Source organism: Vibrio sp. DNB22_10_4, assembly GCF_052879755.1.
Window position 1 is genome coordinate 985,179 of record NZ_JBNNXW010000001.1, and the last position, 15,554, is coordinate 1,000,732.

The 15,554-nt window shown below is 45.5% G+C and carries 12 protein-coding genes; 4 read left to right on the forward strand and 8 right to left on the reverse strand.

Translation table 11 applies throughout. From position 1 onward, the window contains the following. Positions 1-28: 28 nt before the first annotated feature. Both ACVA6Q_RS04230 and ACVA6Q_RS04235 read right to left on the reverse strand, forming a co-directional pair. Positions 29-1,777, reverse strand: a complete 1,749-nt coding sequence (locus ACVA6Q_RS04230) for a formate--tetrahydrofolate ligase (protein WP_446646640.1) — start codon at positions 1,775-1,777, stop codon at positions 29-31. Between the two features lie 165 nt (positions 1,778-1,942). Further along, positions 1,943-3,250: an inosine/guanosine kinase gene (locus ACVA6Q_RS04235; protein WP_446647180.1), complete on the reverse strand. Its 1,308-nt coding sequence runs from the start codon at positions 3,248-3,250 to the stop codon at positions 1,943-1,945. A 207-nt stretch (positions 3,251-3,457) separates the two neighbouring features. Between ACVA6Q_RS04235 and ACVA6Q_RS04240 the strand changes: the two genes are divergently transcribed. Continuing rightward, positions 3,458-4,405 carry a sensor domain-containing diguanylate cyclase gene (locus tag ACVA6Q_RS04240; protein WP_446646641.1) on the forward strand — a complete coding sequence of 316 codons (948 nt, stop codon included), beginning with the start codon at positions 3,458-3,460 and terminating at the stop codon, positions 4,403-4,405. A gap of 41 nt (positions 4,406-4,446) precedes the next feature. On the opposite strand, the gene ACVA6Q_RS04245 is transcribed toward ACVA6Q_RS04240, so the two are convergent. After that, positions 4,447-4,923, reverse strand: a complete 477-nt coding sequence (locus ACVA6Q_RS04245) for a CreA family protein (protein ID WP_446646642.1) — start codon at positions 4,921-4,923, stop codon at positions 4,447-4,449. Between the two features lie 72 nt (positions 4,924-4,995). Here ACVA6Q_RS04245 and ACVA6Q_RS04250 point away from each other — a divergent pair, with 72 nt between their 5' ends. After that, on the forward strand, positions 4,996-5,496 hold the full coding sequence (locus ACVA6Q_RS04250; RefSeq protein ID WP_446646643.1) for a hypothetical protein: 501 nt from the start codon (positions 4,996-4,998) through the stop codon (positions 5,494-5,496). 125 nt (positions 5,497-5,621) lie between these two features. Then, positions 5,622-6,272 carry an HAD-IA family hydrolase gene (locus ACVA6Q_RS04255; protein WP_353499403.1) on the forward strand — a complete coding sequence of 217 codons (651 nt, stop codon included), beginning with the start codon at positions 5,622-5,624 and terminating at the stop codon, positions 6,270-6,272. Between the two features lie 481 nt (positions 6,273-6,753). Here ACVA6Q_RS04255 and ACVA6Q_RS04260 read toward each other — a convergent pair whose 3' ends face one another. Both ACVA6Q_RS04260 and ACVA6Q_RS04265 read right to left on the reverse strand, forming a co-directional pair. After that, a complete protein-coding gene (locus ACVA6Q_RS04260) occupies positions 6,754-8,190 on the reverse strand; it encodes a methyl-accepting chemotaxis protein (protein WP_446646644.1) in 1,437 nt (478 codons plus the stop codon). Positions 8,191-8,335: 145 nt separating this feature from the next. Then, a complete protein-coding gene (locus tag ACVA6Q_RS04265; protein ID WP_446646645.1) occupies positions 8,336-9,571 on the reverse strand; it encodes an aromatic amino acid transport family protein in 1,236 nt (411 codons plus the stop codon). A gap of 499 nt (positions 9,572-10,070) precedes the next feature. On the opposite strand from ACVA6Q_RS04265, the gene ACVA6Q_RS04270 reads away from it, so the two are divergent. Next, complete coding sequence (locus tag ACVA6Q_RS04270) at positions 10,071-11,009, forward strand: endonuclease/exonuclease/phosphatase family protein (protein ID WP_446646646.1); 939 nt, start codon at positions 10,071-10,073, stop codon at positions 11,007-11,009. Positions 11,010-11,092: 83 nt separating this feature from the next. Here ACVA6Q_RS04270 and ACVA6Q_RS04275 read toward each other — a convergent pair whose 3' ends face one another. From ACVA6Q_RS04275 to ACVA6Q_RS04285, 3 genes are all read right to left on the reverse strand, one after another. Further along, positions 11,093-11,659, reverse strand: coding sequence for a PhnA domain-containing protein (locus ACVA6Q_RS04275; RefSeq protein ID WP_446646647.1), 567 nt, complete (start codon positions 11,657-11,659; stop codon positions 11,093-11,095). Positions 11,660-11,837: 178 nt separating this feature from the next. Next, positions 11,838-14,243, reverse strand: a complete 2,406-nt coding sequence (locus ACVA6Q_RS04280; protein ID WP_446646648.1) for a VolA/Pla-1 family phospholipase — start codon at positions 14,241-14,243, stop codon at positions 11,838-11,840. A 22-nt stretch (positions 14,244-14,265) separates the two neighbouring features. After that, complete coding sequence (locus tag ACVA6Q_RS04285) at positions 14,266-15,516, reverse strand: outer membrane protein transport protein (protein WP_446646649.1); 1,251 nt, start codon at positions 15,514-15,516, stop codon at positions 14,266-14,268. Positions 15,517-15,554 lie beyond the last annotated feature (38 nt).

A 15,554-nucleotide genomic window follows, 5' to 3' on the forward strand; every position in this document is an offset into this window, starting at 1 on the left:
TTGGTATCTGACTCTTAATAGTCTAGCGTTAACTCAATCCAACAATATTGCCATCGTCATCAAGATCTAAGCTCATAAAGGCGGGTTTGTCTGGCAGACCCGGCATGGTCATTACATTGCCACACAGAGCGTAAACAAAACCTGCACCAGCGCATAGGCGCAACTCGCGAATCACGACATCAAAGCCGGTTGGCGCGCCTTTGACACTGCCATCGGTCGTGATAGATAGGGGGGTCTTCGCTAAGCAGACGGCAAGATTGTCAAAGCCGTGTTTCTTGTAAATCTCAAGCTGCTGCTGAGCTTGGTAAGATAGAGTGACACGTGCTGCGCCGTAGCCGGCTTCACACACTGTCATTAACTTTTCTTCAATGGATTGCTCTGCGGTATATAGTGGCTTGAAGTTCGCCTCTGTTTCGCAGGCTTCAATTACTTTTTCAGCCAGAGCAGCCGTTCCTTCGCCGCCTTTAGCAAAACCTTCACTGATCGCTACGCGACAATTGCTGTCGAGCGCTTCTACCCATTGTTTCAATAGCTCTAGCTCTTGCTTGCTGTCTTGTGGGAAACGGTTGATTGCCACGACAGCCGGAACACCATATTTAGCAACGTTGTTGATGTGCCATTTCAGGTTTTCAAAACCAGCTTCAAGCGCAGCGCTGTCTTCACCATAAATGCTATCTGGGATTGGCGCACCCGGCTTAAGGTCATATAAGCCTGAATTAGCTTTTAGACCGCGTAGAGTCGCGACAATCACGGCACAATCTGGTTTTTTATCAGTCGCTGACGCTTTGATGTTACAAGCTTTCTCAAATCCCATGTCAGAGCCAAAACCGCCTTCGGTAACAGTGTAGTCACTTAGCTTTGTGGCGATGCTGTCAGCAATGATTGAGGAGTTACCATGGGCAATGTTTGCAAATGGTCCAGCGTGGATAAGCGTTGGGACACCTTCCAGTGTTTGCATCAGAGTTGGTTCAATCGCCTCTTTCATGCTCACGGCCATAGCACCCGCGACTTGTAAGTCTTCTGTCGTGATTGGCGTGCCGTCGATAGAGTAGGCGATAACAATCTTGCCGATGCGCGCACGCAAATCTTTCAAATCTTTAGATAGTGCTAAGATAGCCATCAGTTCCGATGCCGCCGAAATATCAAAACCATCTTGGCGCTCGTAGCCGTTGATGGTCTTGTTGATTTCGTTTTGACCAACCGTAACCATACGCAGCGCACGGTCGTTGTGGTCTACAACGCGTTTCCAAACCACATTTTTGCTATCAATCTTTAGTGCTTTTAAGCCAGTGCGGGTTTCAAATGCTTCAAAACCTTGACGCTGCTCGTGATAGATACGTGCATCGATAGCGGCGGCCGCTAAATTGTGCGCCGCCGTGACCGCGTGAATGTCACCGGTTAAGTGAAGGTTTAGCTCTTCCATTGGGGCAACTTGCGAATAGCCTCCGCCAGCAGCACCACCTTTAACACCGAAAATGGGTCCCATAGAAGGTTGGCGGATACAAGCCATCACCGACTTGTCGAGCTTTTTTAGACCCTGAGACAAACCGATAGTTGTCACGGTTTTGCCTTCGCCAAGAGGAGTAGGGGTAATTGCTGTAACAACGATTAGCTTGCCATCACGGTTGTCTTTGAGGCGAAAGACCGCGTCCAAAGTGATTTTAGCTTTGTGATAACCTTGCGGATGATATTCATGCTCGAGCAAGCCTGCTTGCTTGGCAATGTCAGAAATAGCGGAGAGTGACGTCGTACGACAGATATCGATATCGGAAAGCATTAACGGTCCTTAAAAGCCACAAAATTATTGAGGAAAACGTTTGCGTCAGGATAATACTGGTTAAATATGCTTTGTAAAGCTAAATATTCAGCGGCCTGTACTAATCTTAACCAGTTCCTCAATAGTTGTATGATTCAGAAACAAAAAAAGGGCCGAAGCCCTTTTTTAACGATCCCAGTATGCTTCTTCTAGGCTGTCTTCTCTTTCTGGAAGAGCGCGTGTTAGGCGAGGAGAATGCTGGGTGAGTACTTCGTAGCTTACGCGGTTCGCGTATTTACAAATTTGTGATAGCGACGAGTACGTTAAACATGGTGCAACGTGTTTGTCTGAGTCTGATACGTTCTTGCTGTGGAATGAGTTAGCCGTCATATCATGTAGTAATGCAGAAAGAGCGCCATCACCAGCACCATTGGTGTTTTTGATCTCCAATGGACCACCCAGATAAGGGCCAATATGCGAGTACACTTTTTGCGGATCGGCACAATCTTGCTTGCGCATAGCTCGGCTGAACTCAAATTGGTTGAAATCGCTGAAGTGCTCAGATGATAGCAAATCATGGGTGGTTTCACGTAGAGTCACGTTGTCACAGTAACCAGCCATGTACAAGCCGTTAGGGCCTGCAGTACACAATACCAAGTCAACCCAGTCTAGCGCTTTATCTGCCGCTTTAAGTGGTTCGGCAAAGCCGGTCAACGCTTCACCTTCTTCTTCGTTCATGGCCAGAATAGTGACGTTTTCTTGAATATAGTCTTGCCAGAATTTCTCGTTGCCTTCGATTACCCATTTAGTACCAAGTGTGAGCACGACTGGCACTGAATTCTGCTTGGCGAGTTCAACCGCACGAGCAACTGCTTGTGGCATCGGGTCTTCGGGTTTACCACGCATCAAGTAAGAAGATACGACTAGTGCAGACGCTTTATTGAACACTGATTCAGGGATACTTTCTGGACGTAGCTGATTCATTTCGCCTTCGTTAATTGCGAAGGTGCGTTCGCCGTCATCGGTGATCAAGGTATAGCAACGACCAATAGGACCATCGACAGTTTGCAAGTGGTTAAGGTTCATTCTTGAAGAAGTACGGCAAAGGTAACGGTAGCCGTAAGAACCTACTTGGATATTTTTTGACATGACACCAAGCAGCACAGACTTACTGTCAGCAAGTACCGAATAGTTGTGTAGAGTGTTGCCAATCGTGTCCCCCGGGAATTGGTGAGTGATCAGTTCTTTCTCGACTAGTTCGGCGTAAAGAGCGTCCGCTTTGCTCTCTTCTAGTACTAGCGAGTGTCCCTTACTCAAGTCGTATTTCGCTAAGAAGTCGTCATCAACACGTGCTTCGATATCAACGATGGTTTGACCGACACCAACAATCGTTGGGCGATACAGTTTTGGCGCTGACTGCGCTTGACTGACCGATAGATCTTTCTTGCTGGTAGGGAAATAGTGTTTTGACTTACGTTGTCCAGGAAATTTCATAATAAAGGCTAGCGGCTCAAAATTTGGCGGCATGATATCACAAGAAGTTTATTTGTGTTTCATGAAATTGCATTGAATGTGTGAGTTGCTTCAGTTTTGGGGCGCATGCTATCTAGGTCAGCGGTCACAAACTGAACCGATTGCCGTACGGAAAGTGTGTCAATATGCAATACTATTCATTGTTAGGGTAGGTTTAGGGCGCAGGTTATGGACATGAAGAATCTGACAGTCGACGAAATTAGAGCGGTATTAAGTCGCTTAGATTGCTATTTTTTTGTCAAAGACCAACATGCACGCTACACCTACGTTAACGACGCAGTATCGCGTTTATTTGGTAAACCTGCCGAAGAGATTGTTGGTGGTGACGACACCCAGTTTTTTGATCTCCAACAGTGCCATGATCTTATTCAACACGACAGAAAAGTGCTTGAGGGACAATCGCTGTCACAAGTTGAAAAAAGCACGGATATTCATGGTGAGACGCATCACTATCAAATTCTCAAAACACCGATTTATGATAACGAAGGCAATGTGGCGGGAATTTTTGGCTTGGCTATCGACATTTCAGAGTCTATCGCCAAGCGAGATGAATATGAATACTTAGCCATTCGAGATGTTCTGACTGGCGTTTACAATCGCCGTTACTTAGAGTTGCAATTGAAGCGAGAAATTGCCGCTCACGTTCGCCATAATAGGCCACTTTCATACGTCATGCTCGATGTCGACAATTTTAAACACATCAATGACAGCTATGGTCACAGCATTGGCGACTATGTTCTTAAAAATGTTGCCAAGCTAATGGAGTCATCGGTACGCGAAGAAGACTATTGTTTCCGTTTCGGCGGTGATGAGTTCGCTTTGTTGTTACCCCTCACATCGTTACTTGCTGCATATAGGGTGGCGGAGAGAATTCGTGTCAGCATTGCCGAGCATGAATTTGTTTCTTCAGAAGGTCAAAAGTTTACCATCAATATTAGTCTTGGGGTTTCTCAGCTTACTGATGGGAATACGGGGTTACTTGTCGCCCAAGCGGATGGTGCGTTAATGACGGTGAAACGTGAAAGGGAAGGAAAAAACATGACGTTGGTCTATTGTGACAAACAAGGCCACATTGCCGAGTGTGATCGATGCAAGTTGAAGCGAACCTGTCACTAAAAAGTCAGCTCTAAAGAAAAGAGCTGACTTTATGTCGAAGACTACTGTTGAACGTCTACCGGAGATTCTACGTAGGCTTTAGTTCCCCACAAAGGAACGGTCGACAAGCTATGTTTAAAGCTGCCTGATGTTTCTTTGGTTGAGTATGACAGATACATCAGGGTCTGGTTGTCCGAATCGTAAATCCTACGAACCTTCATGCTCTTGAAAAAGATACTTTTGGATTTCTTGAAAACCACTTCGCCGGATTTAGATTTGTCTATTTGAGCGATCATCTCAGGCGTGATTTCACCTGTTTGGCGGCATGAGATAGAACTGTCACTTGGATCAGCTAGACTCAAATCTGCCTCGATGCTCGCTACGTGGCAGGTTACGCCAGTGATTATCGGGTCATCAAGAGTGTTGAGTTTAATATCTTTTAATGTGAACATACCGAGCGATACATCTCCCACCTCTTTGTCACCACAACCCGATAAGGCCAACGTGACAAGCGGGACCAGCAAAAGCTTTTTAAGCATAAAGGATTCCTTTTTAAATTAGGCTTTTGTATACCATAACTAAGGTTACCCGAAAAATCGAATAGGATTAATATGAAAGATATAGCCACACGCCTCCACAACGAAAAGAATCAATGGCTGGCTAGCCAAGTAGAAGGTGGGTATCCAACCAAAGAAAGCCTCAAAGGTCGCGATCTTTATCTCGGCGCTATTACTAGCTGTTACTTGGAGCCGTTTGAAGCCCCAAGTGATTCAATAACTAACATTGAGTGGCATTTGGTCGACTTCCATCGGCTAACCATCATGTTCTCACTGTTGCACTCCAAACGTTGGGCAAATGATGAGCACCAGCAACTCATTGTAGAGTTTCTTACGCAGATCATCGTTGAGCCTAGTCACGCGCTGTACGTTGGTTTTGAGCATGGTGAGGTCGCGGCGGCAGCTATGGTATCGATGGAAGGGGATACGGTGTTGATTTCAGATATCACAACTTCAGGCGTATGGAACGAGGTGAATTTAGCCTCTACCGTGGCTTCCCTAATACAAAGTGCGCAGATTGCAACTAATTCACAGGTTTGGTTAGAAAAACGGTGATCAATCACTGAGTTTCGAATTTTGCTTTCTTCAAATATCTAAACTTTCGAATCCATCGCCTTCTGAGTCGCTGAAGTGTATTAATATTCAACGAAAATTAAGTGTAAAAGGTCGTTGAATACATAATGGCGAGTATTAAGTGTGTATTGTTTGATTGTGATGGAACCTTGGTTGATAGCGAGCGTTTGTGCTGTGTTGCAATAGTAGAAACGTTCGCGCAAGTTGGGGTGACACTTAGGTTAGACGCCGTCATGGATAACTTTGTTGGCGGAAAGATAGCAGACGTATTAACGTCCGCTCAAGAACTGGTGGGGAGCCACGTATCACTCGATCTGTTAGAGCCTATCTATCGCGAGCAAACTCAACGTCTGTTTGAAGAGCAGTTAAGACCAATGGAAGGAGCCGTTGAGCTCCTCGATTTCTTGGATCAATCCGGTATCGAATATTGTGTGGTGACAAATAGTCCTACCCACAAAGCCAAAAAGATGTTGGTGACAGTGGGATTGGAGCAGCGCTTTAATAATCGTGTGATTTCAGCGTTTGACGCTAATAGCTGGAAGCCAGAGCCAGACTTACTTCAATATGCAGTGACTATGATGGGCTTTCTGCCTGACGAATGCTTGTACATTGATGACACGGCCAAAGGCGTTAAGATGGGTGTTGCCGCTGGGATTCAAACCATCCACTTTGCGTTGTCCTGTGATTACCAACAAAATTCTAGTACTTGCCTCACCTCGATGAGTGAAGTAATCAAACACATCGAGAAGGCAGAGTAGTAACAGCAGTGAAACGTTAGTGCATCAGGTGGATATGTTTGATGCGTGGAACATGATTTTGAAAATGCGTGCTCTGGTATACCACGAGACTATGATGAGAAAATTGGCGGGTAAAGTAGCCACAATCTGCGCATATAAATGTTTCTGCATCTTCAGATAATAGTCCTTCATCAGACCCACACACTGGACATAGACCCAGAGGTTGATGCGAAGGTTTGGTTTTATTCATAAAACCCCTCTTGTTGTGGAGGATAGGCTTGTTTTTATGATTGTAATACTCTTCAGTGCAACTCACTTACATTACCCGCGAATTGAACTAGGTAATGCGACTTATATCACTAATATTAGTGAATGACTCGAAACCATCATTTGTATCAATGCGTGTGCATAAAAAAATAGACCAGGTGAACTGGTCTATTTTGCATTTTGGCTAAACATTCTTTTGACTAAAACGCTCTAGTTGTTTAAGAGCGTTTTTTTGTTAAGTGCGATAGCGAGTCAATACTTCGCTCAGCACCTTCGTTGCTTTCGATAGGTTCGCGACGCCAATTTCACTGTTTTCCGCAACTTCACGAATTGTTGCTGATTGGGTACGAATATCGCTAAGCTCTGTGGCAATTTCTGATGCTACGCTGCTTTGCTCAGCAGCAGACGTCGAGATTTGGGTGCTCATGTCCATGACCGCACGTGAAGAGTCAGCAATTGAGTTTACGTCACCGCCAATGTCACCGATGAGACTGCTACTAGACTGAGCTTGCTCAACAGTTTGTTGGGTGATTTCGGCAATGTTTTGACTTTCTGACTGCAGCTTTTCAATCATAGCTTGAATCTCCACAGTGGCAGCCTGAGTACGACTTGCCAAGGTGCGAACTTCATCAGCTACCACGGCAAAACCGCGGCCTTGTTCGCCAGCACGTGCCGCTTCGATTGCGGCGTTAAGTGCGAGTAGGTTAGTTTGCTCTGAAATCGCATTGATCGTGGTGATCACTTCATTGATTTGCGTCGTGTTGTCGGTTAACGCTGCAACAGAGTGCGATGCTTCTTCGATGTAGGCAGACAGTTGGTTAATATCTGCAATAGCTTGCTGTACACGTTGATAACTTTGCTCAACTTGTTTGCTATCTTCTTCCGCCTGTTGGTTTGATTGCAAAGAGATGTTAGACACTTCTTGCGCAGAAGCCGTCATCTGCTCCATTGCCGTTGCGACAGAATCCAATGAAGCATATTGATTGTTGATTTGGCTGTTACTGCGTGCCATTTCTTCATGAAAAGAAGAGGCTGTTTCCTCTAGGCTAGTCGCGGAGTTTTTGACCGTGGTAACAAGCTCAGTCAACGTATCCATTGCTTGGTCTAGGGCGACACCGATAGTACCAAACTCATCACGTCCAGCGACAAAGTTAAGACGGGAAGTTAGGTCACCATCTGCGATTTTGTTTACTGTTGTATATAGCGTGTAAAGAGCACCGCCAAGGAAAGTCGCAAGCCAGTAGCTGAAAATACCAAATGGAATCACCCATAGGTAGGTTAGCGCCAAGCTAGTTAGTGCGTCAGACTTCGCTTGCTCAAGTTGACTGTTCATTGAAATGCTAAGCGAGTAGTTTTTGCCATCGCTGCCTTTCGCGCTAGCAGAAACAGTACCATTGTTGATGCCTGAGGACTGAGAATATCCTTCTGTCACGCCCATTTTGTTAGGTAAAGTCATATCACCCGCAGCATGTGCCATGTCGAGATAAGCATTGAGGCTTGCTTCGACCTGACTAATAGCTTGAGATTCAGAACTGGTTACTGCGTCTTGATAGCGAGCGACGGACGAGTAGGTGAGTGCGGCAAAAAACAGTGCAAACACAATCCATACTTTGTCGTTGATCGACAGCTTAATAAAAAACGCATCGATTTTTCTAAATTGTACTTCTCTCATGGGCGGCTCCGTGAGTGATATTGTTATTATTGAATTGAATAGACATGAAAAAGCCCCTGAGGGGCTTAATTAATGGGTATGATATCGACTTTTTATGAAAAAACTTTATAGCTATACATCATTGCTGTGATGATGATCACTAAAACTAGCCGAGACTTGGGAGTACATGAAAGCTTACAAGTAATTGAGCGATAACGATAACCAGGCCTACACTCATAGCGACATATAGCGCAATTTGTCCACCACCGGTTTGATAGTGGGTCGCAGATTGAGCCTGGTCTAACTTAGCCTTACGAGTTTTCGCTACCATCACGGTTGGTAGAAATATCGCCAGAATAGCTAGGGCGATTGCCGCGTATCCCAACGCCATAATAAAGCCTTGTGGGTAGAACAGGGCGAAACATAAAGGTGGCAAGAAGGTAATCAGCGCCGCTAAAGCACGATGAGAAAATGTGCTGTCAGTTGATGTCTCTGTTGATGCTTTACGGCCGAGATCTCGCAAGTATTCAAACAAGCCCAAACTCACACCTAAAAACGAAGTCACTAAGGCTAGGTCTGCGAATACACCAATAATCGTCGCCAATCGCTCTACATGAACGGTGCTTGAAAGTAGCAAAATCAAGTTAGATAAGCCGCTATTTTCAACCAAGGTTTGTTGTTGAACAACGCCTAGCGTCACTAATTGCCAAAAGACGTAAATGATCAAAGGAAGGCTCGAGCCGATAATAATCGCTTTACGAAGCGAAGCGGTATCACCCTTAAGGTAGTTAACAATCGCCGGAATACTGCCGTGGAAACCAAATGAGGTAAAGACCACTGGGATAGCTGCAACAATCAATCCTTGCTGGAGTGGAAGGCTGGTTAAGTAACCTTGTGTCACATTCGGTGCTAGCAAGAAAAGCACGCTGCCCATGGCAATCAGTTTGATGGTGAACAAGACTCGATTAAGTTTGTCCACCGCATGGGTACCAACGGTGACGGTTAATGCGACGATCAACGTAAACACAACGGTTGCTGTGGTTGATGATAACGATAGACCAAATACCATCTCTAAGCGTTCAGCAAATTGACCGCCTCCTCCTGCAATGTATGCCGCACACAATGCATAAAACAAAAACAGCATAGCGAAGCTGGCAATGTACTTTCCTTTCTTGCCAAGGATCTGTTTTGCAAGCGTATGTAATGTCGCCGAATGGTCTGCATATTGGTGTAGCTCAACCATTAGCAGTGCGGTATAGGCCATAAGCGCCCATAGACTAACCATTAATAGCAGAGAGGTACCAAAGCCGATGCCGGCAGAGGCAATGGGAAGGGCAAGCATACCTGCACCTATCGTGGTGCCGGCGATGATCAGAGTGCTTCCGAGAACTTTTGATTGCATTGTATATAATTCTTTACGCATTGGTGGTGATTAGCGATATGTAAACCAATTAAGCTAGCTTTATAGACGCTAATTCTGATATTTGTGCGATTATGCAGTGCTAAAAGCTAACGATCAAGCACTTTGTACGATAATGTTTATAAGTGTGTAAAATTAAATTTACACCCAAGTATTGGAGCACGAAGCAATCGTTTAACGATGACTTTGCTCAAGGAAATGGTATGAGTGAGTTGGGTTTCTTATTAATGTCATATAGCGTTACTACATTGTCATATAGACATGATTAAGGAATACGAGCATGGAAAAAGACATCAACGAACACGAGCTAGAGTGGCTAGATGCGATTGAAATTGGTCTGCTGTTGTCTGAGTTTGATGTGAACGAGCAAAGCGAAGAGCAATAGTCCTGTATAAATAGTGGTAAGAAAAAGCGGTGAATAATCCCACTAGCGACTATCCTAATGAAATGGAAGGGATTATCGGCGAAGTGAGGAGCGAGTATGGTACGAGTGTTTACGCTGTTGGCCATTCTTCTACCGTTAATTCTTACCGTTTACCTAAGATTTTTCCAACCTTCCTGGCAGCTTGAGAACCTTGCTGCTTTCTTATCTTTATTACCCATCTATTTTGGTCTGTTGGCGCTGATATTTTTAGTAATGCGCCATTGGCTGCTGTCTGCTGGGCTCTTGCTTACGGTACTAGTCTCTACGATCGGAATGAGCAGCACATCCTTCAACCAGAGCGCTTGCGTCACTAATCGCTTGTCAGTTCTGCAATACAATGTGTTTTTTGATAATCCATCGTTAGCGTCGCTGATCGATTATGTGAGCAAGGCTCAGCCAGACATGGTTGTGCTTCAAGAAGTTTCGCCAAGTCATGGGCAGGCGTTAGAAGCGTTGTTTAGTGCTTATCCCTATTACTATGGTGGTCAGAGCCGGGTTGGCTATCCTAGTGGGCAAATGGTATTGAGTAAGACACCACTTTACGGCATGACAACACATCGAACGGCTGCTGGTCACGCTTTCATTAGTCTTGTTTGGCAAACTCGATTTGAGCGAGATGTTATGGTGATAGCGGCTCACCCACCGTCGCCAAGAAACCAGAAGCACTGGAACGAAAGAAATGACATGCTGGCAGAGATAGAGTCACTAGCGCTTCGCTCACCGTTAGCATTCAATTTAGTCGTAGGGGATTTTAACCTCGCGAGTACAACTCGGCGTTTCGACAAATTTTTACCTATGTTTCGCACGAAGCCTATTCATAGCTGGCCTATGTTTCTTAAGCGCTGGCAGTTACAAAGCTACCCAATAGTAGCGATAGACCACTTATGGGTAATTAATGAACATAGTAATGAGTCACCGATATGTCGAAGAGAACGAGTGATGGAAATCACGGGTTCGGATCACGCAGCGGTTATGACGGTTTTGAATGTTGAGTAGAACGTGAATTTTAGAGAGTAAAAAAGCGACCATTAAGGTCGCTTTTTTTGATCAAGATGTTTGTTGACATCAGGATAGTTCGATTATTTCTTGCGGCAGTACTCAGCAATAACATACATTGCTTGACCGTTAGCTTTACCTTGGACGTGCTTTGGATCGTCAGGGTTAACGCTGATACCGCGAATCACAGTACCTTGTTTGATTACTTGAGAAGAACCTTTGATAGGTAGATCTTTGATTACCGTTACGTCGTCACCTTTTTTAAGTTCAACGCCGTTCACGTCACGTGGCTTCTCTTGGTTCTCATCAAGACCAAGCTCAGCCCATTTTGCTACTTCTTCGTCCATGTACATCATGTCGACGAGATCTTGAGCCCAGCCTTCAGCAGATAGGCGCTTAAGTTGGCGCCATGCCATAACTTGAACTGGAGCTACCTGGCTCCACATGCTGTCGTTTAGGCAACGCCAGTGATTCACGTCCATCGTCTCTGGGTTTTCAATCTGGCTTGTACATGTGTCGCAAAGCATAATCGCGTGATCAACCGTGATTTGTGTATGAGGGGCAACAGCGAATGGCGTGAGAGCCGTTTCGGCAGCACAAAGTTCACATTTGTTTTCGCAGCGTTCAAGCATGGTTGCTTCAGTAGACATACATATACCTTATTTTGATATCACCAGCAGCCAGCAAGCTGATGGTTAAGATGATGTGGTACTTAATTTTAGTATCACTGGATTGATAGCCGCGCATTATACATGGTTTTACGGAAAAATGTGATCTTGGGCATAAAAAAGCACGGTCGAAACCGTGCTTTTGTCTTCAGATTGACTTTTACTCTAGAACACCCGTGTTAGTAACATCTGTTTGATTGAATTCTACAAAATAATTCACTTGCGCTTGCATCTCCTTGTGGTGATTTTCATCAGTATCACCTTGTTGAATAACATACGTAGAGTGGCGGCCATCAGCATCAAACTTAACAAAAGGTTTTTGTTTGGTACCAGTACCGTCAACTGCTTTCAGTGGAGTGAGAGAAAGCGCTGCTGCTAATGATTCAGTGCCAGCCAGCGGTGACCTTAATGCATACTTAGTTGGAGGAGTTTCGTTTGGACCAAGTACATTATTTGGTACTGTTGAATCGCCCAATACTTGTGCCATATAAACCGGCGTATTACTTGTATTTAGTACACTCGCATGGTTTATAGGGTCTGCTGTATCTAATACTGTTTGTGCTGCAAAACTAAATTGTGATGTCGCATTAATTAGTGTTAGATAGTTAGCGGCATTGTCATTCTCGTAGGCAATGAGACACAGTTGTTCATATCCCAGAGTTCCTGGCGTGCCACAATTTGTCTCCGCAAATGCGGCGTAACCGTCCACCCCTCCGAGGGCGACGTTATGTGTGACCACTGGACCAAAAGCACCGGAACCAAGCAATAAGTTAGCGATTTGTCCCCCCGCATTCACAAATGATGAGTTCTTAAATGTGAACAAAACATCAACGGGTGATTCAAGTTTTGTGTTTGATTGAGCAACCGCAGGAACACCTAATATTCCGCCTAGTGAATGACCAATAAAGCTAGGTGGATTTGTTACTAAATCAACGCCCTCGAGAGCTGTACCTGCGAATGAGTTGGTACCTAACGCCAAACGAAGTGTGATAAGATCCAGCATGGACTGGCGAATATTGTCACGCGCTACAGGAAGGACGGACAAGTTCATATAAGCTAATACATTCGCATTTGCTGAGCGTTGCTCGTCTAAGCTGCGATCACCGTGGATTGGTGCGTCAATAGCGATTACCGCATAATCGTTAGCGACCAAATTGTTGGCGAAGAAATAACTGTTCTCTTTGGCGGAAGTGATTCCGTGTTGATAGATAACTAGCCCCTTCATTGTTTTGTCGGTGGGCGTGAAGAGTAGGTAATTCACTTCTTCGATCGACTTAATCACAGGTACTGGCGCATATTGTGTGACTAAACGATCGGTGTCGTACTGAGACCCATTCAGTTTAGTAAATGTGTAGCCAATGATGTCTTGAAGCTTCGACGCGGGATCTGCGAAAAACTCAGAAGGGTTGATGCCGTATCCAACTAACTGCTCGGAGAAGTTATTGAGCTCAGCTTCATCGGTTACTGCATCATTGATGATCGCTAAACTCGTTGAACCTGATTCAAACGGTTGTGTATTCCAATTAGCGCCTGTTTCTAGGTAGTACGGTAGGTTAACGGTTCCTCGGCTGACTGTAACTGTATTGGGAGCGGTTAGATTATATAGGCCAATCAGCTGGTCACGCTCAGTGGTTGAGGCGATGTACTTTGTGAAGTTGGCATCGCTTGCCAGTACAGTCGCATAATCAGAGCCTGCTCCAAAGGTCATTTGACCAATCGTATCTACCGCTGCTTCGTTCGGGTTTGCTCCTTCTTTCCAAATCGTTGCATAGCTGTAATCACTTCCTTGCGCCAAAGCCATCATACCTTTGGTTGCCGCAAGCGTTGCTCCAACAGACTGGGTACTAAACCAAGCTGAATATACAATGCTCTCAGCGCTGACAGGGCTTCCAGCCAATGCCGTCGCGCCTTCAACTAACGCCTCAACGCCATAGGTAAGCTGCTGAGGTGCGACTAAGTCACCTGATTCGTAAGGGCGTGATTTTGATTTCAATGAGGCATAGCTCTGGGACATACCCACTTTTTCGCCATCAGTATCCAAGAGTGAGTCATTGACCGCGACGAGGTATTCAGCGGCGGGCTCTAATGGTTTAGTCGGGGTAATCACAAGGTTACCACCAGATACACTCACAAAATAATCGGTAGGGAATACCAGGACCTTCTCCGGTGCTGGATTACCGGTCATTTTATCTGAGATCTTAACAAGACTTACCGATGCGGCTGCAGTCGCGTCATCCAATTGTCCGGAAAAAGGAATAAAAAAGCTTGCGGTTGTCGACCAACCATCCATTTGCCCCATCGCCACGAGCGGGTTCGACAATGCACTGTCATCGGTTGGTAGTTCGATAGTTCCGTCTACGGCATTGAAAAGTAGGTTATTTGGAACCGGTACGGTGGCGTTAGCACCGTTTAAGATAAACTCAAGCTTAGTTGGCTGAGCAAGGGATGTAGTGATAAACGACTCATAAGTCGGCAGTGTAGGTTCACCACTTTGTGTGGCTTCGCCGCCACAACCAGAAAGCATAAGAGCGCCAGACAGTGCAGTCGCGAGAATTGTTTTTTTCATTATTGAATCCTTTCTCTGGCCATTAATTGAATACATAGTTAACTTGGAGCGCACCGATAGCGGCAGATGATGAGGCATCGAACGTTAGCACTTCACCAGCGGCGTTCTCTTCGGTGAACGAACCTGATTTACCTTGGATGTAGGTGATACCAGCATCAAATGATAGATTGGGGTTCCACTGATAAGTAAACCCTGCGGAATACCAATAGCGGTCGGTATCTGGGATGCTTAATGTGGTTTTACCTGCTTGTTGATCAAGAGCGAAGCCTGCTCGAAGTGTCCAGTCCTGATTTAGGTAATGGGTAAAGCCAAGTGAGTAACGATCGTTGTCGTCGTAGTCTTCCTTCTTATAGAAACACTGCCCAGCAGTTCCATCGTTACAATCGGGTGAGGTTGCTTTTAGCTCAGTAAAGCTGCTCCATTCGGTTCTAAACCAGCTGTAGTGAAGCGCCCATTTCTCTGCGAATTTGTGATAACCCGATAGCTCCCATATGGATGGCAAGGTGACGTCTAAACGTCCATCAACTGTCGGTTTGGTCGCAATACCAGAATCGTAGCTCGAGAACTCACCATCTTTGAACTCTAGGTCTACTGCAGAGCGGTAGGTCAGTGCAAGGCGATTGTTTTCGTTAATTTCGTATAGAGCGCCTACGTTCCAACCGTAACCAAATGTATCGCCTTTAAGACCGATAAGGTTGTCACTTGGATTACCTCCGCCAAACGCTGGAGCTAGACCGCCTTTATGACGGGTGAGTTCAGCCTCGGCGTGAGTCAGGTTCACCCCTGCACCCACAGAAAATGATTCGTTAATACGATAGGCGATATTCGGGTTAAGACTGACGGTAATAAGAGAGGTGTCACCCGCGAGATCGCCAGCGTAAATGCCATCTGGATAGTCAGTCGCAACGCCGTAGTTGGTAAATAAACCAAGTCCCCACGCCCAATTATCATTAATAGGGCTGATGTAATAGGCACCTGGCACTAGTTGGGTTGGCGCAACATCTTTAGATGTTTGATTAATAGGGGAGGTTTGTGTCACGTCAACCTGCGGATCCACCACTGAAATGGCACCGGAGAACTGTGCGGTATCAAACAAGGTCATTGCAGCAGGGTTACGAGCTAAAACACTCGCATTATCGGCAACGGCACCTTCACCAGAAAAGGCGCGCCCTAGACCGGATGCGGAGTGTTCGTTTGCCTGAAATCCAGCAGCAAAGACGGTGGGAGCAGCAACAGCGAGCGCTATTGGTGTCAGCAGCATTCTTCTTTTCATTTAGTCGTCCTTTCATAAATGTAGGGGATCTGATCTGT